General features: G+C 39.3%; 21 protein-coding genes. 10 read left to right on the forward strand and 11 right to left on the reverse strand.

The window, feature by feature from the left end; all coding sequences use genetic code 11:
* Positions 1 to 183 precede the first annotated feature (183 nt).
* Both BTO21_RS17565 and BTO21_RS17570 read left to right on the forward strand, forming a co-directional pair.
* Positions 184 to 1,191, forward strand: a complete 1,008-nt coding sequence (locus BTO21_RS17565) for a transposase (RefSeq protein WP_105026935.1) — start codon at positions 184 to 186, stop codon at positions 1,189 to 1,191.
* A 276-nt stretch (positions 1,192 to 1,467) separates the two neighbouring features.
* Entirely contained in the window at positions 1,468 to 1,806 is a 339-nt protein-coding gene (locus BTO21_RS17570) for a hypothetical protein (RefSeq protein ID WP_045030264.1), read from the forward strand.
* Positions 1,807 to 2,078: 272 nt separating this feature from the next.
* On the opposite strand, the gene BTO21_RS17575 is transcribed toward BTO21_RS17570, so the two are convergent.
* Positions 2,079 to 3,122, reverse strand: coding sequence for a GMP reductase (locus BTO21_RS17575; RefSeq protein WP_045030263.1), 1,044 nt, complete (start codon positions 3,120 to 3,122; stop codon positions 2,079 to 2,081).
* A gap of 393 nt (positions 3,123 to 3,515) precedes the next feature.
* Between BTO21_RS17575 and BTO21_RS17580 the strand changes: the two genes are divergently transcribed.
* Positions 3,516 to 3,890 (forward strand): hypothetical protein, encoded by a 375-nt coding sequence (locus tag BTO21_RS17580; protein WP_045030262.1) that lies wholly within the window; start codon positions 3,516 to 3,518, stop codon positions 3,888 to 3,890.
* A gap of 85 nt (positions 3,891 to 3,975) precedes the next feature.
* Here BTO21_RS17580 and BTO21_RS17585 read toward each other — a convergent pair whose 3' ends face one another.
* A complete protein-coding gene (locus BTO21_RS17585; protein ID WP_045030260.1) occupies positions 3,976 to 4,989 on the reverse strand; it encodes an AraC family transcriptional regulator in 1,014 nt (337 codons plus the stop codon).
* A 207-nt stretch (positions 4,990 to 5,196) separates the two neighbouring features.
* Between BTO21_RS17585 and BTO21_RS17590 the strand changes: the two genes are divergently transcribed.
* Positions 5,197 to 5,535: a hypothetical protein gene (locus tag BTO21_RS17590; RefSeq protein WP_045030258.1), complete on the forward strand. Its 339-nt coding sequence runs from the start codon at positions 5,197 to 5,199 to the stop codon at positions 5,533 to 5,535.
* Position 5,536: 1 nt separating this feature from the next.
* Positions 5,537 to 6,760 (forward strand): HlyD family secretion protein, encoded by a 1,224-nt coding sequence (locus tag BTO21_RS17595; RefSeq protein WP_105026936.1) that lies wholly within the window; start codon positions 5,537 to 5,539, stop codon positions 6,758 to 6,760.
* Between the two features lie 103 nt (positions 6,761 to 6,863).
* Here the strand turns inward: BTO21_RS17595 and BTO21_RS17600 are convergent, their stop codons facing one another.
* Both BTO21_RS17600 and BTO21_RS17605 read right to left on the reverse strand, forming a co-directional pair.
* Positions 6,864 to 8,036, reverse strand: a complete 1,173-nt coding sequence (locus BTO21_RS17600) for a cation:proton antiporter (protein WP_045030256.1) — start codon at positions 8,034 to 8,036, stop codon at positions 6,864 to 6,866.
* Positions 8,037 to 8,065: 29 nt separating this feature from the next.
* Positions 8,066 to 8,389 (reverse strand): hypothetical protein, encoded by a 324-nt coding sequence (locus BTO21_RS17605; RefSeq protein WP_045030254.1) that lies wholly within the window; start codon positions 8,387 to 8,389, stop codon positions 8,066 to 8,068.
* A 307-nt stretch (positions 8,390 to 8,696) separates the two neighbouring features.
* On the opposite strand from BTO21_RS17605, the gene BTO21_RS17610 reads away from it, so the two are divergent.
* Positions 8,697 to 9,002, forward strand: a complete 306-nt coding sequence (locus tag BTO21_RS17610) for a hypothetical protein (protein WP_045030252.1) — start codon at positions 8,697 to 8,699, stop codon at positions 9,000 to 9,002.
* An 84-nt stretch (positions 9,003 to 9,086) separates the two neighbouring features.
* Here the strand turns inward: BTO21_RS17610 and sstT are convergent, their stop codons facing one another.
* The 7 genes from sstT to BTO21_RS17645 form a co-directional block, all read right to left on the reverse strand.
* A complete protein-coding gene (gene sstT, locus BTO21_RS17615) occupies positions 9,087 to 10,328 on the reverse strand; it encodes a serine/threonine transporter SstT (RefSeq protein WP_045030250.1) in 1,242 nt (413 codons plus the stop codon).
* A 396-nt stretch (positions 10,329 to 10,724) separates the two neighbouring features.
* Positions 10,725 to 12,404 carry a BatD family protein gene (locus BTO21_RS17620; protein ID WP_045030248.1) on the reverse strand — a complete coding sequence of 560 codons (1,680 nt, stop codon included), beginning with the start codon at positions 12,402 to 12,404 and terminating at the stop codon, positions 10,725 to 10,727.
* A 14-nt stretch (positions 12,405 to 12,418) separates the two neighbouring features.
* Complete coding sequence (locus BTO21_RS17625) at positions 12,419 to 14,581, reverse strand: VWA domain-containing protein (protein WP_105026937.1); 2,163 nt, start codon at positions 14,579 to 14,581, stop codon at positions 12,419 to 12,421.
* A complete protein-coding gene (locus BTO21_RS17630) occupies positions 14,574 to 15,539 on the reverse strand; it encodes a vWA domain-containing protein (protein WP_045030236.1) in 966 nt (321 codons plus the stop codon). The genes BTO21_RS17625 and BTO21_RS17630 overlap by 8 nt, the downstream gene beginning before the upstream one ends.
* Positions 15,532 to 16,056 (reverse strand): DUF4381 domain-containing protein, encoded by a 525-nt coding sequence (locus BTO21_RS17635; protein ID WP_045030234.1) that lies wholly within the window; start codon positions 16,054 to 16,056, stop codon positions 15,532 to 15,534. The genes BTO21_RS17630 and BTO21_RS17635 overlap by 8 nt, the downstream gene beginning before the upstream one ends.
* Positions 16,056 to 17,006 (reverse strand): DUF58 domain-containing protein, encoded by a 951-nt coding sequence (locus tag BTO21_RS17640; RefSeq protein WP_105026938.1) that lies wholly within the window; start codon positions 17,004 to 17,006, stop codon positions 16,056 to 16,058. The genes BTO21_RS17635 and BTO21_RS17640 overlap by 1 nt, the downstream gene beginning before the upstream one ends.
* Positions 17,003 to 17,959, reverse strand: a complete 957-nt coding sequence (locus BTO21_RS17645; RefSeq protein WP_045030232.1) for an AAA family ATPase — start codon at positions 17,957 to 17,959, stop codon at positions 17,003 to 17,005. The genes BTO21_RS17640 and BTO21_RS17645 overlap by 4 nt, the downstream gene beginning before the upstream one ends.
* A gap of 677 nt (positions 17,960 to 18,636) precedes the next feature.
* Between BTO21_RS17645 and BTO21_RS17650 the strand changes: the two genes are divergently transcribed.
* The 4 genes from BTO21_RS17650 (at position 18,637) to phaC (ending at position 22,962) form a co-directional block, all read left to right on the forward strand.
* Positions 18,637 to 19,377, forward strand: a complete 741-nt coding sequence (locus BTO21_RS17650; RefSeq protein ID WP_045030228.1) for an SDR family oxidoreductase — start codon at positions 18,637 to 18,639, stop codon at positions 19,375 to 19,377.
* 57 nt (positions 19,378 to 19,434) lie between these two features.
* Entirely contained in the window at positions 19,435 to 20,640 is a 1,206-nt protein-coding gene (locus BTO21_RS17655; RefSeq protein ID WP_045030226.1) for an acetyl-CoA C-acetyltransferase, read from the forward strand.
* A gap of 74 nt (positions 20,641 to 20,714) precedes the next feature.
* On the forward strand, positions 20,715 to 21,065 hold the full coding sequence (locus tag BTO21_RS17660; RefSeq protein WP_045030223.1) for a phasin family protein: 351 nt from the start codon (positions 20,715 to 20,717) through the stop codon (positions 21,063 to 21,065).
* Between the two features lie 115 nt (positions 21,066 to 21,180).
* Entirely contained in the window at positions 21,181 to 22,962 is a 1,782-nt protein-coding gene (gene phaC, locus BTO21_RS17665) for a class I poly(R)-hydroxyalkanoic acid synthase (protein WP_045030221.1), read from the forward strand.
* Positions 22,963 to 23,065: the final 103 nt, after the last annotated feature.

Consider the following 23,065-nt stretch of genomic DNA (forward strand, 5'->3'; position numbering starts at 1 on the left):
TGTTATTAGTTCACGCTCTTTTTGTCTTTTTGATAATAGTAATAACATTATAGTTTGAAGAAGTAGTGTAAAAGTAAAGATAATATAATCTAGTAACGTAAAGAAGAACAAAGGACAGCCATATCTTTGCGTATCAACCATGAGTAACTACACTTAAGCTTCAAGTTGCTTATGGTGAAACCAATGACAATCTCAAGACGGAAGTTGATAGAGCCTCAAATCACGCCCTTTTATCATGTAATTAACCGCTGCGTACGTCGTGCCTATTTGTGTGGCGACGACCCGTATAACGGCAAAAACTATCACCACCGTCGAGGTTGGATAGTAAATAAAATCAAACAATTAGCAGCTGTGTTTTGTATTGATGTTTGTGCTTATGCTGTGATGAGTAACCATTATCATTTGGTGCTAAAAATAGATACCGAGCAACAACAAAAGTTAACCCCTGAAGAGGTAATATCGCGTTGGTTACAGTTATTTAATGGTCATCCTATTGCGGTGGATTTCTTAAAAGAGGGGCAAATCGGCTCGGATAAACAACAAGCATTATCAAATTTAGTGGCTGAATGGCAACAACGATTAGGTAGCATTAGCTGGTTTATGCGCTGTCTTAATGAAGAAATTGCCCGCAAAGCCAATAAAGAAGATCAATGTAAAGGGGCTTTTTGGGAAGGGCGGTTTAAATCTCAAGCATTACTAGATGAACAAGCGTTACTATCGTGCATGATGTATGTTGATTTAAACCCGATCAGGGCTGGTGTTACACCGTCACTAGAACAGTCTGATTTTACCTCGATTCAGCAGCGTATTCGTGAATATCAGCAACCGAAAACCTCCGCTAAACAATCACCATCAAATAAAGGTCATTTTCAATTATTACCCTTTGTTGGTGTTGAACATCAGGCAAAAACAGCCGGAATACACTTTGCTTTTGCCGATTACCTTGAACTTATTGATTGGACTGGTCGGTGTATTCGCAATGATAAAAAAGGCTTTATTGGATCTAACCAACCAAAGATTTTGCAACAATTGGGAATAACTCCTGATGCTTGGCTTGAGCATAGTGAACAATTTATGGAACATTACGCCAATGTAAGTGGTAAATGGTCTCGAATGTGTGCATTCAAACAACATGCCGGTGGGCATTGGTGCAAAGGAAAATCAGCGAGTCACCAGTTACATCCTAATTAGATATAGATTCTTAGTATGAGATAAAAATACCGCAATAATTGTCAGGATTGTGGGCGTTGCCGATCCTGAAATATGAGAATAGGACAGATTTAACGAAGAATTGAAATAATGAGTTGTATATTTTAGCTCCGAGAGCTTATTGCTAGTGGGATAGTTTGTTTTTTGGGGGCTCTATTTTAATAAATATTTGGCTGTCCATTGTTCTTGTCATTGTTCTTTTCTTGTTCTGCTCCTGATAGTGATAGAATCTCCGCATCAGAATTACCGAGAAACTCTATGTTTATCCATCATGTTAACGGCATCGACTGGCTGGTGATTACAGCTTTTGAAGAACTGAAAACTTTATTTATCGAAGAAGCTGGTGCGATCACCTATTGCTTCTCTACTGCCAGCGAATTGAACCTGATTGATCAAGCTAAGCGCAGTTATGGATATTTGCCTACACTCAGCGGCGTAATCACCGATACTGGTACATTTCAACGCCAGAATAACGAAGAAGATTTGATCCCACAGCTTGCCTGCCTAGTTGAAGGGCGTGGTCGAGTGTTTATCTATCACGGCGGCTTTGTGGCTTTTGTGGATGACGAGCAAACCTTTATTACTCGAATGGACTGAATAAAGCATCAAGGACAGTTATAAACAAAAACAGACAGAAAAAAAGAGGAAGAAAAAAAGAGGACAGCCATAATTTATTCTTTGAAGATTGAAAAATTATGATGCTAGAAGTTTTGAATTTCCAACCAACTGAAATAAACCACAGCCAATTCTAATGTGGGCTAGACTAAAGAAAGAACACAAAAAAGCCAGAGTAAGATCATTATCTTTCTCTGGCTTTATATAGCTTTTAAGGCTGTTTAAATAACAAATTTACTGAATAGCAAGTAAGCTTATTCTTTACCGTAAACGTTGTTTTCTTGCTCTTGTACTCGAATAAATGTTGCGCGTTTTGTTAGCTCTTTCAGCTGAGCTGCACCAACATAAGTACAAGTAGAGCGAATGCCACCCATGATATCTTGAATGGTGAAATTCACTGAACCACGGTAAGGCAATAATACCGTTTTGCCTTCAGCTGCGCGGTATGTTGCTACGCCACCAGAGTGTTTAGACATTGCGCTTTGGCTCGACATGCCATAGAACTTCATGAATTGCTTGCCGTCTTGCTCGATAACTTCGCCGTTGCTTTCTGTGTGGCCTGCAAGCATACCGCCAAGCATCACGAAATCAGCACCGCCACCAAAAGCTTTTGCTACATCACCCGCACATGAACAACCACCGTCACCGATGATACGGCCGCCTAAACCATGAGCAGCATCAGCACATTCAATAATCGCTGAAAGCTGAGGGTAACCTACGCCAGTTTTAACACGGGTAGTACAAACAGAACCTGGGCCAATACCGACTTTAACAATATCTGCACCCGCAAGAATCAGTTCTTCCACCATATCACCAGTTACCACGTTACCTGCACTGATCACTTTATCAGGGAATTGGGCGCGAACACGCTCAACGTACTCAACAAGATGCTCAGAGTAACCATTAGCAATATCAATACAGATAAAGATAATGTCACTGGTTAGCGCCATGATGTCTTTGGTCTTTTGGAAATCAGCTTCAGACGTACCGGTTGATACCATTACGTTGTTTAATACTGAAGCATCGTTAGCTGTAATGAACTCAGCCCATTGTTCAACAGTGTAATGTTTATGGATTGCGGTCATTACTTTATGTTGTGACAATGCGATAGCCATATCAAAGCTACCTACAGAATCCATATTAGCAGCAATAATTGGCACGCCTGACCATTGACGACCACTATGTTTAAATGTAAAATCGCGGGTTAAATCAACTTGAGAGCGACTTTTCAACGTTGAGCGTTTTGGACGAAATAATACATCTTTAAAGCCTAACTTTAGATCTTGTTCGATACGCATAATATTTATCCCTTAAATTTTATCGAATGTTGCTCTAGTTAAAATCGTTACTGGCAGGTAACTTTTTTGCCTTTTGAGCAGGCACAAAAAAACCGGAGCGTTGGCAGACGCTCCGGTTTTCAGCATTATAGGCAGAGATTTTTTAAATACAACCCATTAAATGTAAGTGAATATATATTAATAAGAATAAATTTATTAATAACTATCACTTTTTTATTATTAATCCCTTATTTTTTATCATATTTTAATTTCAAACCTCCCCGAATACCTGCATAATTTATGCTATTGATAAGTTATAAAATAATTCAAATGCTATTGGTATCTCTTTTTGTAAGGGCTATGATTGAATTTTAGAATAACGTAATACATTAAATCGGTTGTGGAAGGTTTGAGTTGTTTTATAGACGAAAGAAAAAAAATCAGTTTCCTGTTGATTTTTATGGTGAAGAAGGAAGTTGGCGTTTTGTGATCCGCGCTATGTGTCAAAATGAAATTATCGATGCGATGTATTGGTGTGCGCATATTTCATGTCATCGAAAAGATTTTGATTTGCTTCATATTGCGAGTGATAAATTTGATTGCCGCTATAATTATTCAACAGCAGACCTATCAGATCTTCAATTTGGTTTAAGTGGTACACCGCTTAAAGTGACCATGATGGGTCCCATTGTATTGATGTCGACAATTAAACAATATTTTGTTGATACTGAAATGGATCACGAATCTGAACAATCAGCATCTAATCAATTACATCACACAATGGCGTAAATCCGTTTGTGTTGTCATAAAAAAACGCTAAATAATATCGATTATTTAGCGTTTTTTTGTGATTTTTTTTGAGGTTATATCATGCTTAATTGAGGCTGCGTTCTAATAATTGGTGTTGGTATTGTGCTGGGGTTAAGCCTCGATTACGTTTAAAGGCTTTATTAAAACTTTGCACATTACTGTAGCCCAGTATCGTTGCAATAGTGCTGATATCCATACCTGAAAGCATATATTTTATGGCTAAATTACATAAAATATAATTTGTCGTACCTGTGAATGTCCATCCATAATCGTGTAGTCGTCGTTGCAGTTGTTGTCTGGATAATCCTACTTTTTCAGCCACAAAATCGAGGGTTGGAAAACCGTAATAACGTGAATAGTTGATCATTTCAAACATCACCTTAGCAATATCTTGTGGCTGTGGCATATTGAGTAAATCATCAAGCTGTAAATTTGACACTAAGATGGGTTTGGTTATTGGTAATGGACGTTGATTGCCATGTTCTAATATCGACAGATTGAGCCATACCTTGGTCGCGGGTGCTTGCCATGTAATTGGGCATCCAAAAAATTGTTGGATCGCGGGATCTGTGATTTCAGGACCATATAACTCTATTTTTACGGGCATATAATCATCTCCCATATAATTACGGCTGACTTGAGTAAATAAAATAGCCACTTTTAGGCTATCAAAACTCGCACCACTGCCATGGGCATAACTATTGTTATATACCCACTTGACGATTTTCCCCGATTGCTCTCCATGATAAGAGGCCCCACCTTGTAAGCACGAAATGCCATAGTTGATCCGCCGAAATGCTAATGCGAGATCTGGACAACTGACATACCAATGACCAAGTGGACCAATATTTTCAAAAGTGAGATTGGTTGCCATCTTGATCATGTAAGCGGGATCACCAGTTAACATCTTAATACGTTCTAGCCAGTGTAAATAATCATTAAAAGGAATTAAGGATGTCGGCTCTTTTAGAAGTTGTGCGGGAATACCTAACTCAGTAAGTCTGATGCCATAGTGCTTTTGTAAGCCAAGCTCTAATGGTTTGAGGTAAGCCGTACGAATAAAGGCAATATTTATCATTAGTATCCTTAATCACTATGTTGTCATTTAATAGGTATTAATCATATTTACAGCTTATGTTGGATTGATTATATCAAAAAGCAGCTATTTTTAATTTAAATAGACTCTTATTGTGTTGTTAGTGTGATCTCTCTCCACAATGGCTGTATTCATCACTGCATGAGTGATGGCTTTTGAATGAGTTTTGTTTTGAACCGGAGAGTGTGAATGAGTTTATTGAGTATGCCTTTTGTCGATACCAATATTGATACCGTATTAAGTGTGTTTGCTGGTGTGGTATTGATAGCCACTATAGCAGCAGTGGGGATTGGCTTTTGGAAAATACATGAATTACCAATCCATAAAGCGTCGACCAAAGAACATCATCAAATAGGTCTAATAACGGCGCTCACATGGATTGGTTTTGTATGGCATTGGGTATGGGTGTTGGCGGTTATTATTGCGTTCGTTGATGGTGAACAAGCACTGTGTCGCATTCGTGATATTTGGCATGGTGATCGTATTCCTGTAGCGGCAACTGAATCTGTTAACACTGAGGAGAAATAGCATGTTAGAAGGTTTAGCTGTATGGGCATTGTTTATTTATTTGCTGCGCTTAGTGGGTATGCCATGGAATAAATTCACTCAAGCTTTTGCGTATATTGGTGGCGGTAGTTGGTTAGTATTTGTGTGGTTTGGTTTAATTACCTATGCGCCAATGGATTTATCTGGCGGCTCATTAGTACAATCGCCACATATACAGTTACGACCAGCATCGACATCGATTAATGGCCGTGTGAAAGCGATTTATGTCGAGCCAAATAGTCAGGTTACTCAAGGTCAATTAGTGTATGAATTAGAACCTGAACCGTATGTAATTGCGCTTAACAAAGCCCAAGCAAGTCTCGATTCAGCAAAAGTCGCTCGAAAAATGGCAGATCAAGATATTGAAATGGCACAAGCATCTAAAACCGCAGCGGTGAAAGACATTGATATCACGACCAAGCAATTAGCAGCAGCGACGGCTGATCACCATTTAAAAAGTGCCATGCTTGCTCGGTATGTGAAGCAGAATAATGTTGTTAAACATACAATAACGGCAAGTATGTTAGATGAGCAACGGACAGCAGTTGCAGTTGCTCAATCTCAACAAGTGATGTTGGACTCACAAATTGAAAAAGCGCATATTGCGGTTAAAAAAGCACAATTAAGTATAGAAAAAGCTGAATTAACAGTCAGTAGTCGTGATGTTGATGTTGTGACGGCGCAAGAAAATGTCGCTAAAGCACAATGGGATTTAGATAACACCAAAGTGTATGCACCCGCTGATGGGTTTGTCACTAATTTCATTATGCGAGCAGGGCAGTTTGTAGGTTCAATTCCACGTATCCAAATGTATACCAATGAAAAATATGTATTGATGCGTGTTAATCATCAAGCGATTCGGAATGTGAAACCGGGTCAAATGGCGGAATTTGCGTCAGCTGTTTATCCTGGCAAAGTGTTTGCCGCTGAAGTTGAAGGTATTGTTGAAGCAACCGGAGAATCACAAGGTAATTTAATTGGCCGTGAAACCAATGTTCGTCAAACGACAGGCGCGAATATTGCTAATAAACACCACTTTGTACGCTTAAAGCTTTATGAAACAGAAGGCTATGATATTCCTGTTGGTTCTGTGGGATTAGCGTGGGTGAGTGCAGAGAAACCAATTAGCTTCCTTGGGTTCTTAGATGTTATTCGTGGCATTATCATTCGTATGAAAGCACAAGTGTTCTATGTCTGGTCAATGTAACTATTTGTAAAATATTATAATAATAACGTTTGTATTTCGGTTCACCTGCCGTTGTTTATTCAGCGGCAGTTTTTTTATTATGAAGATAGACAAATTATTTGAGTTAATCTTTACGCAGGTTATTGACCATTGAGATAGGAGTAGGATAACGGTGTACAATCCAATAAGTTGAAATTACAAAAGTGGTAATCGTCACTGTTTCGATGAAGGTTTTTCCTTGATCTGACAGTAAGCCTTGAGCGGTTGCAGCGTAAATTAATAATAATGAAAATTCACTGGCTTGACTTAAGCGAGCCCGTAATTCAACACTTTCAATGTGGTTTTCATTGGCTAATATTAGGGCTATTTTAAATCCCCATGCTTTAATTCTAATTAAGCAGATGCCAAAAATAATCCCTAGTACAGTATAAATATCGCTGTTCCATAAATTTATTTTCGCACCAATAGCAAAGAAAAATAAGATTAAGAAAAACTCTCGTAATGGCTTTAGATGCACCGCAATAGCTTGTGATATGGGGCTGACAGCGAGTGATATACCAGCAATAAACGCGCCTGTTTCATAGGATAGCCCGACACTGTGACTCAATACTGCCCAGAAAAAGCACCACGCTAATGTGGCAATAAAACTGTATTCTTGAATAACATCAAACCGTTTTAGTAACGGTAACATGATGTATTTGACCGCAAAGTAAGCACTTACGATGATAGCTATCAATTTAATGATTAATACGCTTAAGCTGATAGTGAGGCTATGGTGAGTATCGATATTAAGCAGCAAGAGCACACTGATGGCGATAATATCTTGCATCAGTAGAATGCTGGTCATTACTTCCCCCATACGTAAGTGATGCAGGGTAGTGGTTGGGATCAATTTCAAACCAATAACGGTACTTGAAAACATCATTGCTGCTGCCGTGATTAAAGCATCACCCACGGTAAGATTGATGAGTAATGCAAATAAAAAACCACTAATAAAAAAGAGTAAGCAACTGACAAGTGTGATCACTGCACTTTGTTTAAATAGGTGTAATAGTCGCTGAGGTTGAAGATTTAAGCCGAGAATAAACAGCAACAGAATCACGCCGAGATGGCCCATTTGACTAATGCTGGTGGCATTAGTCACTAGTTGCAGCCCGTATGGACCAATAACAATACCAGTAAAGATATATGCAAGAATAATGGGCTGGCGCGTATAAAGGAAAAGGCTACTAAAAATAGCGGTAACAATAATAATGCTACAGAGCTCAGTGATTATGCTGGTTAGGTGTTCAAGCATATGACCTCTATTGTTTTATTATTGTTACGTTAGAACTCGCTGTGGCTGTAATGTTGATAGTGATTGATAATATCAGCGATCAGTTCAGGCTCTGAAAAATCATCGACAAAATAGCGTTGTTGTTCATTTTTGATAAATACCTCAAGGTGAGTGTCATCACCATCAACACTTGGAATAAAATGGATGGCATATTCATAAGGTAATTGTTTGTTATTGGTGATCACTAATCTGAAGCGACGATCGATACAAAAAATATCGGTAAAATAGCCAGCAGCTGAAAGTTGTTTACTTGCTTTTGTTACTGCCGATTTTGCAATGGTATAACCGGTGTGATGTGCGGTGATAGTCGCCATGACGAAGCCCTCTTTAACAATGCTGAGGATAAGACGTTAGGAGTAACGTTGGTCTATATCAAACGATTTTATAGGTAGAAGACACAGCGTTACCAACTAAATAATTCAATCATCGTCATTAGATCTTTTTATCAATATTGAGGTATCGATATTTGCTTAATTTATTAGAGTAACGACCAGATTATGTATAAAACAGTAATAATAAGTGCCTTTTTAGTTTTTATTATTACATTTTAGTCTTAAATTGATGCTTTGGTAGGTAAGATTTGCATAATAAGAATGAATATTAATTTGAGAGGCATTAATTATGCGATATAAAAACCTTCGTTTTATCCCTTTAGTTGTATTATTTGCAACTTCGACAGCCGTACATGCTGACGGTGTAATCAAGCAATTGCACAAGGTAAATAAGCAACTTTCTCATGTTGAAAATACCCTTAGCAGTACTCAGAATAAATATAACAACACAACAAGAACCATGAAAGAACTTAAAGATGGCACTTATGCTGAGAAAAGTGTTGAACGGGCAGTGAAAAAGAAGCAGGAAAAAGTAGTTAATAATCTGATTGATAGTTCAAATAATGTTATCCGCAAAGCAACCAATAGCGATTAGTTAGAGTGCAGGTATATAGAAATACGGCTATCAGATGATAGCCGTATTATTTATGTTGTGTTTTTATATTGTTAGCAATGTACGTTATGATTTTTGTAAGAGTACATTGGCTTGTTTACGCTCTGCTGCCATACATGCTGCGGCAGTGAATACCACATCAGTTGAACTGTTCAGTGCTGTTTCTGCTGAATCTTGAATCACACCAATAATAAAGCCTACCGCAACAACTTGCATTGCGACTTCGTTTGGAATACCAAATAAGCTTGCCGCTAATGGGATTAACAGTAGCGATCCGCCAGCAACACCTGATGCGCCACATGCAGATACCGCAGCAACCACACTCAATAATACGGCTGTAGCAAGATCAACTTCAATACCTAGCGTATGTACAGCGGCCAAGGTTAAGACTGTGATGGTAATCGCAGCACCACCCATATTAATGGTTGCGCCTAAAGGAATAGAAACTGAATAAGTATCTTCATGCAAATCAAGATCTTTACATAGCTTCATGTTCACAGGAATATTTGCTGCTGAACTACGGGTAAAGAAGGCGGTAATACCACTTTCACGTATGCAACGAAAGACCAGTGGATAAGGATTAGCTTTGATCTTAGCGAAGACAATAATAGGGTTGATGACTAAAGCAAGAATAGCCATCGAGCCTAGCAACACAGCCAGTAGGTGAGCATAACCTAATAGCGCATTAAAGCCTGTTTGAGCAAAAGTATGTGCGACAAGACCAAAAATACCAATGGGAGCAAGACGAATAATAAAACGTACAATTAATGTTACGCCATCAGACATGTCTTGGAAAACTTGTTTAGTGGCATCACTTGCTTGGTGAAGTGAAAAACCTAATGCAATTGCCCACGCCAAAATACCAATAAAGTTACCGGTCATTAATGCATTGATTGGATTATCCACGATTTTAAAAAATAGTGAGTTAATAACTTCGGCAATACCCTCTGGCGGTGCAATAGAGGTCGTGTTAGTAACAAGCGTCAAAGTGGTAGGGAAAAGAAAGCTCATTGCTACAGCGGTAAAAGCGGCTAATAATGTTCCTAATAAATAAAGAAAAATTATTGGCTTCATATTGGTATGAGTGCCTTTTTTTTGATTCGCAATCGATGATGCGACCAAAATAAACACTAAGATTGGTGCGACAGCTTTTAATGCCGCAACAAATAGCCCACCTAAAAAGCTTACGCTAAGTGCTGATGATGGAGCAACGACGGCTAAAGCAACGCCGGCAATAATACCTATTAATATTTGTATAACTAAACTGCCATTAGCGACTCTGGCAAGAAAAGGTTGTGATTGGCTCATAGTTCATCCTGCATTTTTATTGTTGTGTTTAAGTTTTATATTTTGTAACAGAAACATTTTTTAACAGGATCTGTTTCAAATAGCTAGCCTTCTTTTTATAAGCACAGGTATTGCTGTTTTTTAACAAAGTTTATTACGTTTTGATCATAATTGAATATCAAAAAGAGTGTTTTTGTTGGTATGTGTCACGTAAATAAAAAATATTAATTAAGGTGGGGTATTTAAATGTTAAATTTTTTTGGGGACATTATTTGCAGGAATAATAACGAATACTGATTTTATTTACAGTTAGTTACAAAATGAAAGCGCCTAATATCGTTTTTTTTACTCGTGTGAGTCATCGATATTAGGCGTTGTGATGAGGCTATTATTATAGCCTCTTATTTTTTGGTGGTGTTATTTAGGATCTAGGCTAGATAATGTTGTAACTGTATATTTTTCTACGGTTAATTGTTTAGCTTGAATTAATAATGCTAACAATGGTTGATTATTCCATACGCTATCGAGAGGGGAATAATGAGCTGCCATCATTGCTTTTACTTCATCATCCAGTTGTTGTAATAATTGTGGTTGAGTATTAAGTATCGAATATTGTTGCTGACGCCATTGTTGATAGTAGGTTTGCACTTTAATCGGATCATTACTATTAACCGCATTTTCAAGAGCTGAAACTACATCTACATTTCCAGTTGTGATTGGCGTTGAGGCAATAATTTGTTGCTGACGTTTTTTAAGTAATAATATTAAGGTGATTATCCATAATATCGCAAACACTAGTGTTGCCCATGGCCATATAGCTGCCGTTGTGATGGTTTTTACTGGATTGGTCGTTGCCGTTGCTGCTGGTGGCGTTATTGTTGCTGGTGGTGAAAATTGGTTATTCGCCGTTGGATCTGCGATCACGTTTATAATTAAACCTGAAATTTCACTGCGTTGTTGTTTTGCTGCTGTTGTGTTCCACCAGTTAATGGTTAATGGTGGTAGCGCGACTTTCCCCACTTGGCGAGGAATAATGACTTGTTTTAATGTCATCACACTGTAGCCATTTTCGGTACGATATTCAGGTTTTTCATTATAAATACGTACGGTGTCAGGGTAGATAAGGTTTATATTTGGCATATTACTTTGAGCAACATCTTTAATCCGTAAGGTAATGGTACGGGTTATTGGCTCGCCAACTTTAGTAGTGACATCATTTTGGTTAGAGACTTGTGGTTGCCATGTTTGCTGTAATTGTAGATCCGGTGTTGGTAACCATAGCCCTTTGTAATCAGTAGGTTTAGGTTTGATATTCAGGCTAATGTTTCGAGCATTTTCCTTAACTGGAATAGTAATACCTGAACTAAAACCATTGGCACCACGAATAGCACTACCATTGAATGTTGAACCGTGGATGATCACCTTACCTGCTTTTTCTGCGGTAATTTGATAATTACGGGTGATGACTAAATAACGACGACCATTTTGGACGATATTATTTTGGGCATCTTGACCCACTTGTGACACTGTTAAACCGTCACCTGATGGCGCACTCAATGATGCTTGAGATAGTTGCTCACCAATTAAAATCTTAACGCGATAATTAATGCTTTCACCAACATACAGTGCATTTTTGTCGATTTCAGCGGTTACTCGAACATTGGCTTGATCTGCTGCTGTTGAATTGTTTTTTTGACTGCCTTTAAGCACTGTAATCGTGATTGGCGTTGTTTGAGAGCTGCCTATTTTAAAGGCAGGAATCGTGGCCGTTCCGACATTTTTTGCAGCAACGGCAATCGTCCAGGTCGTATTGCGTGACATCGTACCGTTAATTAATGACGTTGAGCTGCTGACACTCGGTTGGCCATAAGCAAAATTAGGACTCAAAACACTAAAATCAACGCTGTCGGGATTAATAGCCGTATCGACTGAAACCGATAATTGAAATACTTGATTCACTGCAACAACATTTTTAGATACCGTTGCTTCTGCTTGTGCCGCCATTGCTTGTAGTGGCAATAATGCGACTAACATGGTTAAAAGTAATAACCATGGAGAGAGGCATTTTTTAGCCCAATTATTTTTATTTACTGACATTTTTATCTTCTCTATTACCATGATTTATTACTTTGCTGCTGCTCGGCTCTTTGCTGTGCTTGCAACATTAATTGGGCTCGAATTAACCCTGCGGTATCATCGGGCACTTGCTCAAGTTTTTTCAAGATCGGATTACTGACCGAAAGCACTTGTTGCTGATCACCGTTTGGTTCACCTTGTTGCATCGTTACTGCTGACGGTTGTTGGTCTTTACCGTCTTTATCTTGTTGTTTATCTTGCTGTTGAGCCTGTTGAGCCTGTTGAGCCTGTTGAGCCTGTTGAGCCTGTTGAGCCTGTTGAGCCTGTTGAGCCTGTTGAGCCTGTTGAGCCTGTTGAGCCTGTTGGCTTAGTGCTTGTTTTGCATTGTGTTCAGCTTGCTGTTTCTTTTCTGCCGCACTCATTGACGGTTGTTTGTCTTCTTTTCCAGCCTGTTGTTGTGTACTGTCTTGTCCTTGTTGTCCTTGTTGTCCTTGTTGTCCTTCTTTCCCTTGTTTTCCTGCTTTTTGCTGCTGGTCTTTGTTATCTTGCTGACCTTGTTGCTGCTGGTCTTTGTTACCTTGCTGACCTTGTTGTTGCTGGTTTTTGTTACCTTGCTGACCTTGTTGCTGCTGGTCTTTGTTATCTTGCTGACCTTGTTGTTGCTGGTTTTTGTTACCTTGCTGACCTTGTTGCTGCTGGTCTTTGTTACCTTGCTGACCTTGTTGTTGCTGGTTTTTGTTGTCTTGCTGACCTTGTTGATGTTGGTCTTTGTTATCTTGCTGGTCTTTGTTACCTTGCTGACCTTGTTGCTGCTGGTCTTTGTTACCTTGTTTTCCTTCTTTCCCTGATTGTTCCTTCTTTTCCTGTTGCTGTTTTTGCTTTTCAGCTTGCTCAACAATGGCCAAGTTCTTCTTAGCATCGGCAAAATCAGGTTGTTGTTTTAGCAGTTTTTTATAGGTTTCTAATGCTTGTTTATAATCCCCTTTTTGGGCGTAAGCGTTACCGAGATTGTATTGTGACGTTGGATCTTGTAGCGGTTTGAGTGTCTCTATCGCTTGCTCATACTGCTTGGCTTTATATTCAGCAATTCCTTTCCATTGTGGCGAGGTGAAATCTTGTGCGGCTTGTTTATAATTGCCATCAGTAAATGTTTCATAAGCTTGGCGGTTAGTGTTAGTCCATGGACTCGCTTGAGCATGATCGATGGGTAATAAAATAAACATTGCCGCTAAAACAACCCCACGACGAAAACCGAGTAGGGCAAATAATAGCAATGGAATAATTAACCAGAAGCCACCATTTAAACGTTCTTGTAATTCTTTCTCATGGCCTTTTTTACCGCTGTCTAATGGCTTGGCAGTAAAGTGAACAATAGCGTTAACATCATTATCGGTCGCTTGTGCCATTTGTAATATGCCCCCCGTACTATCAGTGATTGACATTAAAGTACCAATATCAATTTTACTGATCACAGGTGTGCCATTTTCTGATAATAAACTGCCATTAGGGAGCTGAATCGGTGCACCTTCAACGGTACCCATTGCCAAAATAGACACGCGGTAGTGGGTCCCTTTGAGATCGGCTAATGCTTGTTGAGCAACAGTTTTACTCATACCGTCAGTCATTAAGATGATGTCACCGGTATTGTGGCCTGCTTGCTTGAGTAATCGTATTGCTTCTGCGATCCCCGAGGCAGCATTATTACCTGCAATCGGCATCACATCAGGTGATAAACTTGGGATCAAATTACGTAACGTACTGCTATCGGTCGTTAGCGGACTGACTTCATAGCCATCACCCGCGAAAGCAACCAGTCCCGTACTGCCTTCCTTCCAACCCGGTAACATATCTAATGCTTTAAATCTTTCTTGAGTTAAGCGATTAGGTTTTATATCCGTTGCATACATAGATTGTGACATATTCATCACTAATACCCGCGCACCACTGAGGTTATAAGCGGGCAGTTTAACTTTTTGCCAACTAGGCCCTGCCATGGCAATAACGGCAATCAACCAACCGAGTGTTAATAAACCTAGCGGCCATCGTTTAGGTTGTTGTTGAGTCAGCCCCAATTTTTGAGCAAGGTGAGGGGCGATTAAGCCTGAATGCTGTGCTTTGCCTTTTAACCAAGGTAGAACAATGATCAAGGGAATTAACGCTGCAAACCATAATGGATGCATAAAGGTAAAATCAGCCATGACGTTTCCTCATGAAAGCGATAATAACGGATAAAAGTAATGCCAACGCTAATGGGTAGCGGAATAGCTCATCACGTGGTCGCCAAGTTTGTTGAGCATTATTAACCGGTTGAAGTTTGTTAATAACATCGTAAATTTTTGATAATTGTTGTGGGTTTCGGGCGCGGAAGTATTCACCACCGGTCATTGCGGCTATCTTACTTAAGGTTTTTTCATCAAGATCAGACGATGGGTTAACAACCCGATCACCGAAGAAGCCTTTTTGGATCATTTTATCAGCGCCAATACCGACGGTATAAATTTTAACGCCACTTTCTTGGGCAAGTTTGGCTGCTTCAATTGGACCGATAACGCCAGATGTATTACCACCATCACTGAGTAAAATAATCACTCGTTGTGGTGCTTTACTGTCGATAAAGGTCTTTGTTGCCACCCCTAAACCTTCACCGATGGCTGTGCTTTGGCCTATTAAACCAAGCACAGTGCGATTAAGTTGTTGTTCAACGGTTTTGCGATCAAAAGTTAACGGTGTTTGTAAATAACCATGATCAGCAAAAACCACTAACCCCAGTCGATCGCCTTTGCGTTTTGCGATGAAATCAGACAGTACATGTTTCACAGCAGTTAAACGGTCAATACTTTGACCATCTTTGGTTACCATGTCAGGGATCGCCATTGATCCTGAGAGATCGACTGCTAGTAGCATGTCACGGTGCTCAGGTTTTATTTCTATCGGATCGCCATACCACACTGGTCGTGCAACAGCACAAATAAGGCTTATCCATATTATTGTCATTAACACTTTACGAATAATCGAACTGGGTTGTTTTTGGCCCATACCTTGTGGCAACTGCGGCAGATGAATGGCTGCAGGTTGTGCAACGGGTTTACTGAATCGATAAACTACCCATGCTAATGGCAATAAGGCCCATGCCCATAGCCACACAAACTCAAACATTGGATGACTCCTTGGTGATCACATTCGGATGATTATCATGACTCATGGTTTTAGCGGGTAGGGCATGTTGTAGCCATAATAATGCCTGCTGCCGACAATCATTAAATTGCGATTCTGTTAGTGGCGTCGAGGAAAAAAGCCCTTGTTGCCACGATGATTGTTGGTCAACAAAACCACGGTATTTAAGCGGTAGCTGTTGATCAAGAAACAGTAACCATTGCGTACCCGTTAAGGGGGCAATAACAGAACGAGGAAAATAGCTTAATGCGGCTTGTTTTAGTAAGACATTAATAGCCGTTAACCCACCCTCAAAACAATGGCTTTTTAATATTGTGATTGCTTCTTGTTTTGCCGCGTAATGTTGATTACGGCGGCGAAGTTGATAACCCACAATGATAATTACAATCAGGCTCACAGTAATAACCGCCCACCATCCCCATGCTAGCGGCCAATAGCTTGGTGCTGTGTGAAGATGAATATCGGCCAGTGGTAGTGGTGGTGCAGCAAGTTTACTCATCACTTTATCCCTTGAGAGTGTGCTCCCAGCTGTTGCAATAACGGTTGCGCCGCTGAGAGAGTATGCAATGGTATGGCGAGTGATGTTGCCATTTCACTAATGAATTTTTGATGAATTTGATATTGTTGGCTTAATGAATCGCGCGTTTTTTTTGCCGAGAAATCAAGCCATGCTGATTGCTTATTATCAGTAACATGTTCATGGCCTCTGTATTGTGTTTGCCCTTGCTCAAGGGGATCATGAATTTGGACAAATTGAATGCGATTATGTTGCCGAAGTTGACTTAATCGACGTTTATCTGCCGATTTTAGCGTGTTGAAATCACTAATAATAATAATCTCACTGCCTTTAGGACACAGATAATGTAATCTTTTGAGTGTGATTGAAAAGCCATCATTATTGATATTATCTATTGTTTGCAATGCGTCATGCTGGGCTGAAATTACGGCATTAATTATCTGCAATGGTCCTCGCTGACGTGCAGTAGGTTTACACTCAATAGTGTTAATTCCATTATAAATCACCGCGCCAACACGATCTTGTTCATCAATTGCTAACCAACTGAGTAAACTCGCAAAATGCGTAGCTTGTACGGATTTAAGCATTAATTGTGAACCAAATTGCATGCTACTGCTGAGATCAATAAATAACATGATTGGCTGTTCACGTTCTTCGGTAAAGAGTTTGGTATGTGTTTTACCTGTACGGGCAGTCACTCGCCAATCAATAGAGCGAATATCATCGCCAGCTTGATAAGGGCGGACTTCAGAAAAGTCCATTCCGCGGCCTTTATGACGACTTTGATGGTGGCCATTGAGTTGTGACCAGATACTTTTTGCCGGCGCTAGCCATCTTACCGCTTGATTTTTATATTGCAGTAGCTCTGCTAGACACACATTGACGCCATCGCTATGGGGTGGCAGCGCTACGTTGATGTGTGTGGATTTCATAAGCTAGCGACCTGAGAGATAAGTGTTTCGACAACACGATCGGCCGCAATACCTTCAGCTTGTGCTTCATAACTTAACAATAAGCGGTGTCGTAAAACCGGATAAGCCATAATCTGAACATCTTCTGGCGTCACAAAATCACGGCCACTAAGCCAAGCATGAGCACGCGCACAGCGATCAAGCGCTAAGGTTGCACGAGGACTGACACCCATTTGTAACCATGACTGTAATTGTTCACTAAAACGATGTGGTTCACGTGTCGCCATCACTAAACGAATAATGTAATGCTCGACATCATCCGCCATATGAATATTCAAGATTTCTTTTCGCGCTGCAAAAATATCACTTTGGCTAATACGAACAGGTTCTGTTTTCTCTATGCCAAGTGCTTCACCACGATTAAGGCGCAGAATTTCCAATTCACTTTCTGCATTAGGGTAATCAACATTCAATTGTAATAGAAAGCGATCTAGCTGGGCTTCAGGTAGTGGATAAGTACCTTCTTGTTCTATCGGGTTTTGAGTTGCCATCACCAAAAATAATTCTGGTAAGGGGTAGGTTTTACGACCTGCAGTAATTTGTTTTTCAGCCATCGCTTCTAACATTGCCGCCTGTACTTTAGCAGGGGCGCGGTTAATTTCATCTGCAAGTACTAATGAATTGAAGATAGGACCAGGTTGAAAGGTAAATTCAGCGGTTTCTGGACGAAATATATCAGTACCCGTTAAATCTGAAGGTAAGAGGTCGGGTGTGAATTGAATCCGATGAAAATCACCTTCAATACAATCAGCAAGCACTTTTACAGCACGCGTTTTTGCTAATCCTGGTGGACCTTCAACAAGAATATGCCCATCAGCGAGTAAAGCAATTAAAAGCTGTTTTACTAAATTAGGTTGACCGATAACCTGACTTTGGAGGTAATCATTTAGGCGCTGGAATGTACTTGCTAACATACAGATATTTCCTTTGAGATTTAAAATACTGAAGATGAAACATTTTTTTTCGGACTGCGAAAATTTGATTAAGTTCACACTTAATGACGATGGTGGATAAAAAAACATGGATCAAATTTACGTTTTGTTAAGAAAAACATCATTATTAATTATATTTGGGCGATATTTTGAGATTCAATCTATGGAGCATTATTTATAATTTGATGACTTTTTGTAACATTTTTAGTGAATTTGAAAAATCAAGGCATCGTTACTTTTCCTCAATGTCATCTGACCACTGTAGTTTGAAAATAGTTTAAATTTAACTTTTCAGTAACATTTGTAAATGATAAAGATTGTTTTGGTTATTTTAGTTTATTGATTTTAATGAGTTATTAGTTTTCAGTATTAACTCAATAAACACACCTAGTGTTAATAAAATGTGTTTATCTGGCTGTTATTGATTTGTTTGTTAATACCAAGGGGCCGTGTTGTGAAAAATGTTAATTCCTTTGCTTGCCATAAATATGCATCTGTGTTGTTATGTTCGGCATATGCAATATGTTTGTAATTAACTGGTGTTATATTGCAGTTGTAATCTAACAAACAATTATGAATGTAGTAGCGTAACAATCTAAAGATTAGATCGAAAATTTATTTTAATAAATATGGCAATATAAAAGGAAGGAGCCTTGGAAATGAAAAAAGTAGCATTAGTGACTGGCGCTAAAGGCGGTATCGGTTCTTCAATTACTCAGGCTTTAGTTGATGCAGGCTTTCGTGTCATCGCCACTCATCACCCAAAGAGTGAGCAGTCAGCTAAAGAGTGGATTAAAGAAAATAACTATTCAGCTGAATCAGTACAATTGTTGCCATTAGATGTTGTTGATACCGCATTTTGTAAAGAATCATTAACCGCACTATTAGAGCAAGAAGGTCATATTGACGTCTTGGTTAATAACGCCGGAATCACTAAAGATACTACGTTTAAACGTATGACGGCTGAGCAGTGGAATGATGTAATTAACACTAATCTTAATAGCCTATTCAATGTTACGCAGCCTTTGTTTGATTCAATGTGCCAACACGGTAATGCGCGCATTATTAATATTACGTCTGTTAACGGTTTGAAAGGCCAGTTTGGTCAAACGAATTACTCAGCAGCAAAAGCTGGCATGATTGGTTTTACTAAAGCGTTAGCCGCTGAAGGCGCACGTGCTGGTGTAACGGTAAATGCAATTGCCCCTGGTTATACAGGTACAGCGATGGTTGAAGCCATTAAGCCTGAAGTACTGGAATCAATTAAAGCAGAAATTCCAATGAAACGTTTAGCGCAGCCTCAAGAAATTGCGGCAGCAGTTGTCTTTTTAGCAAGTGATGCAGCGGCATATATTACTGGTGAAACATTATCAGTAAATGGCGGTTTATACATGCACTAATCGTGCTTGTTATAACGAAGACAAAATAATAAATCACATATAGAAAGGATGCTAAATATGGCTAAGGTATACATTGTTGCCGCAAAACGTACCCCAATCGGTAGTTTTAATGGTGCGTTAAAATCAGTTTCTGCAGCACAACTCGGCGCGGTTGCAATTAAAGGTGCATTAGCGCAAATCGATGTTCCAGCGGATGCAATTGATGAAGTAATTTTAGGTAATGTTGTTGGTGCTGGTCAAGGCATGGGTCCTGGTCGTCAAGCTGCTATTTATGCAGGTCTGCCAAACGAAGTACCTGCTTATTCACTGAATATGGTTTGTGGTAGTGGCATGAAAGCATTAATGGATGCTGCTGCGCATATTAAAGCTGGCGATGCTGACCTTGTAGTTGCTGCTGGTGCTGAAAATATGTCACAAATTCCATTTTGTGCATCATCGAAGATCCGTGATGGTCAGAAAATGGGTAACCTTGAGCTAACTGACCTTTTAGTTGCTGACGGTCTAACTGACGTATTCAATAACTACCACATGGGCGTAACTGCTGAAAATGTAGTAGCAAAAGTAGGCTTAACTCGCGAGCAACAAGATAACTTTGCACTTGCTAGTCAGCAAAAAGCCATTGCCGCGATTGAACAGGGACGCTTTGTTGCTGAGATTTGTCCAGTAGAAGTCGTTAGTCGTCGCGAAACTGTGATTGTTGATACTGACGAATACCCGAAAGCAAATGCTTCGATTGAAGATTTGGCTAAGTTACGTCCAGCGTTTAATCGTGATGGTTCTGTTACTGCAGGTAACGCTTCTGGTATCAATGACGGTGCAAGTGCAATTATTGTTGCTTCTGAAGCCGCAGTTGCTAAGTACAATTTGACCCCGTTAGCAGAAGTTGAAAGCTATGCACAAGCGGGTGTCGCTCCTGAGATTATGGGTTTAGGCCCTGTTCCTGCGGTACTTAAAGCCTTAGAAAAAGCAAATCTTTCAATTGAAGATATTGATCTTCTTGAATTTAATGAAGCCTTTGCTGGTCAAGCATTAGGTGTATTCCATGAAGTCGCTAAAGAAACTGGCACGAAAGTGGAAGATTTAGTTGAACGTGCGAATGTAAATGGTGGTGCAATTGCACTAGGTCACCCTCTAGGTGCATCTGGTAGCCGTATCCTTGTTAGCTTGCTGCATGAAATGTGTCGTCGTGGTGATAAATACGGCATGGCGACATTATGTATTGGTGGTGGCATGGGTACTGCAGTTATTTTAAAACGTGTGTAAGTAAATAAACTAATACAATCAGTGTGATACTACTTATAGGATCACACTTTATTACTATCAATGAGGAATGTTCTATGTATACGGAAATGTTTAAATCTTTTTCTGAGCAAACAGAAAAAACACTAGCACCATACGCAAAATTCAACAAAGTATTTGCTAAAAATGTTGAGCAACTAACTGAGCTTCAACTGTCTGCTGTTCGTGCTTACAGTGATCTTGGTTTAAACCAACTTAAAGCAGTAAGCGAAGTTAAAGATATTGAATCGCTAACAGCATTTAATGGTCAACAACTTGAAACGTTAACTAAGCTGTCTCAACAGCTTTTAGAAGATAGCAATAAGTTCTCTTCTGTAGCACAAGGCTTTAAAACAGAAGTTGAAGAGTTTGTTGCTGAGAATGTTAAGCAAGCAACACCTGCTATTTAAGTTGTGATAAATTTCATTGTATTTAATGACAATGTAATTATCTAATACTTATACCAATCAGCCATATAAGACGCTTATATGGCTGATTACTTAGTCCAAGTACAGGGTTTTTGTTATGAACAATCACTTCTTTTCGGACTACTTTGCCAAGCTCCAAGATATGAACCAGTTATGGTTAAAGGAGTTAGACTCCGGCAAGGCAGCCATGAATACCCCAGTAACTAAAGCACTTAATGAAATGAGCTTGGAAGATACCACTCAATTTTTAGAGAAAGCGGCCGCGCAGCCTGGTGCTTTAGCTAAAGTCCATATGGATTGGTGGGAAAATCAACTTAAGATTTGGCAGAATGTCGCTGTTGGTAAGACAACCGCAGAAAATGCCATCATTAAGCCAGCAAAAGATGATAAACGTTTTAGTGATCCTGCATGGGAAAATGAAGCTTTTTATAATTATATTAAGCAATCATATTTGTTATTCAGTGACACAATGCGTGAAACAATTGATTCAATTGAAGGTGTAGACGATAAAGCAAAAGAGCGTTTAGGCTTCTTTTCTCGTCAAGCCATCAATGCGTTATCTCCAACAAATTTTGTAACAACCAACCCAGAATTAGCTAAATTAACTGTTGAAACTAACGGTGAAAATTTAATTAAAGGAATGGAACTGTTACAAGAAGACATGAAAAGCAGTGCTGACGTGTTAAAAATTCGAATGACCAACGATGGTGCATTTGAATTAGGTGCTAACATTGCTTGCACTGAAGGTAATGTGGTTTTTAAAAATGAGCTATTTGAGCTTATTCAATACAAACCACTGACTGAAACCGTTAATAAAACACCGCTTTTGGTTGTGCCGCCTTTTATCAATAAATATTATATCCTTGATTTGCGTGAGCATAACTCAATGGTACGTTGGCTTGTTGAACAAGGCCATACGGTATTTATGATGTCGTGGCGTAACCCTGATGAATCAATGAAAGATGTTGATTTTGAACATTATGTTTTAGATGGTGTGATCAAAGCGGTTGATGCTGTTGAAGATATCACGAAACAGAAGCAGATTAATGCGGTCGGTTATTGTATTGGTGGTACGCTATTAGCAACAACGCTAGCGTATTATGCTGTTAAACGTAAACGTAATCGTATTAAATCAGCAACATTCTTTACCACATTATTAGACTTCTCTCAGCCTGGTGAAATTGGTGCTTATATCAATGATCCTATTATTTCGGCAATTGAAGCTCAAAATGATGCGAATGGGTATATGGATGGACGTTCACTTAGCGTGACTTTTAGTTTATTACGTGAAAATAGTTTGTACTGGAACTATTACGTTAATAACTATCTGAAAGGCAATAGCCCAATTGATTTTGATTTGCTTTATTGGAATGGTGATAGCACTAACGTGGCGTCTAAATGCCACAGTACATTGTTACGTCAATTCTATTTAGAAAACAAATTAGTTGCAAATAAAGGCTATAAAGTCGGTGGTGTGTACATTGATTTAAGCAAGATTAAAGTGCCAACATACTTTATTTCTACGCAAGAAGATCATATTGCTTTATGGCAAGGTACTTATCGTGGCGCTAAGCAGTTAGGCGGTAAATCAACGTTTGTTCTTGGTGAGTCTGGCCATATTGCGGGGATTGTAAACCATCCGCAAAAGAACAAATACGGTTTCTGGGTTAACGATAGTAACGAAGAAAATGCTGAAGTTTGGTTTGCTGGCGCTAAACGTCAGGAAGGTTCTTGGTGGACACATTGGAATGTATGGCTAACTGAATTTAGTCCTGCAGAACAAGTGCAATCCTATGAAATTGGAAGTGAAGCCTATGCACCGTTATCGGTTGCGCCAGGTGATTATGTAAAACAAACGTTACCTATTTCTGAATCTTAATTGTAAACGCTTTTCTAAGCCCAGATTATTCTGGGCTTTTTTTTAACGTTAATTTCTTAACATCATGATACTAATATTTTTTTTACTTTTTTTGTTCAGATCT

This window comes from Photobacterium phosphoreum, assembly GCF_002954725.1.
Taxonomy (GTDB): Bacteria; Pseudomonadota; Gammaproteobacteria; order Enterobacterales; family Vibrionaceae; genus Photobacterium; species Photobacterium phosphoreum.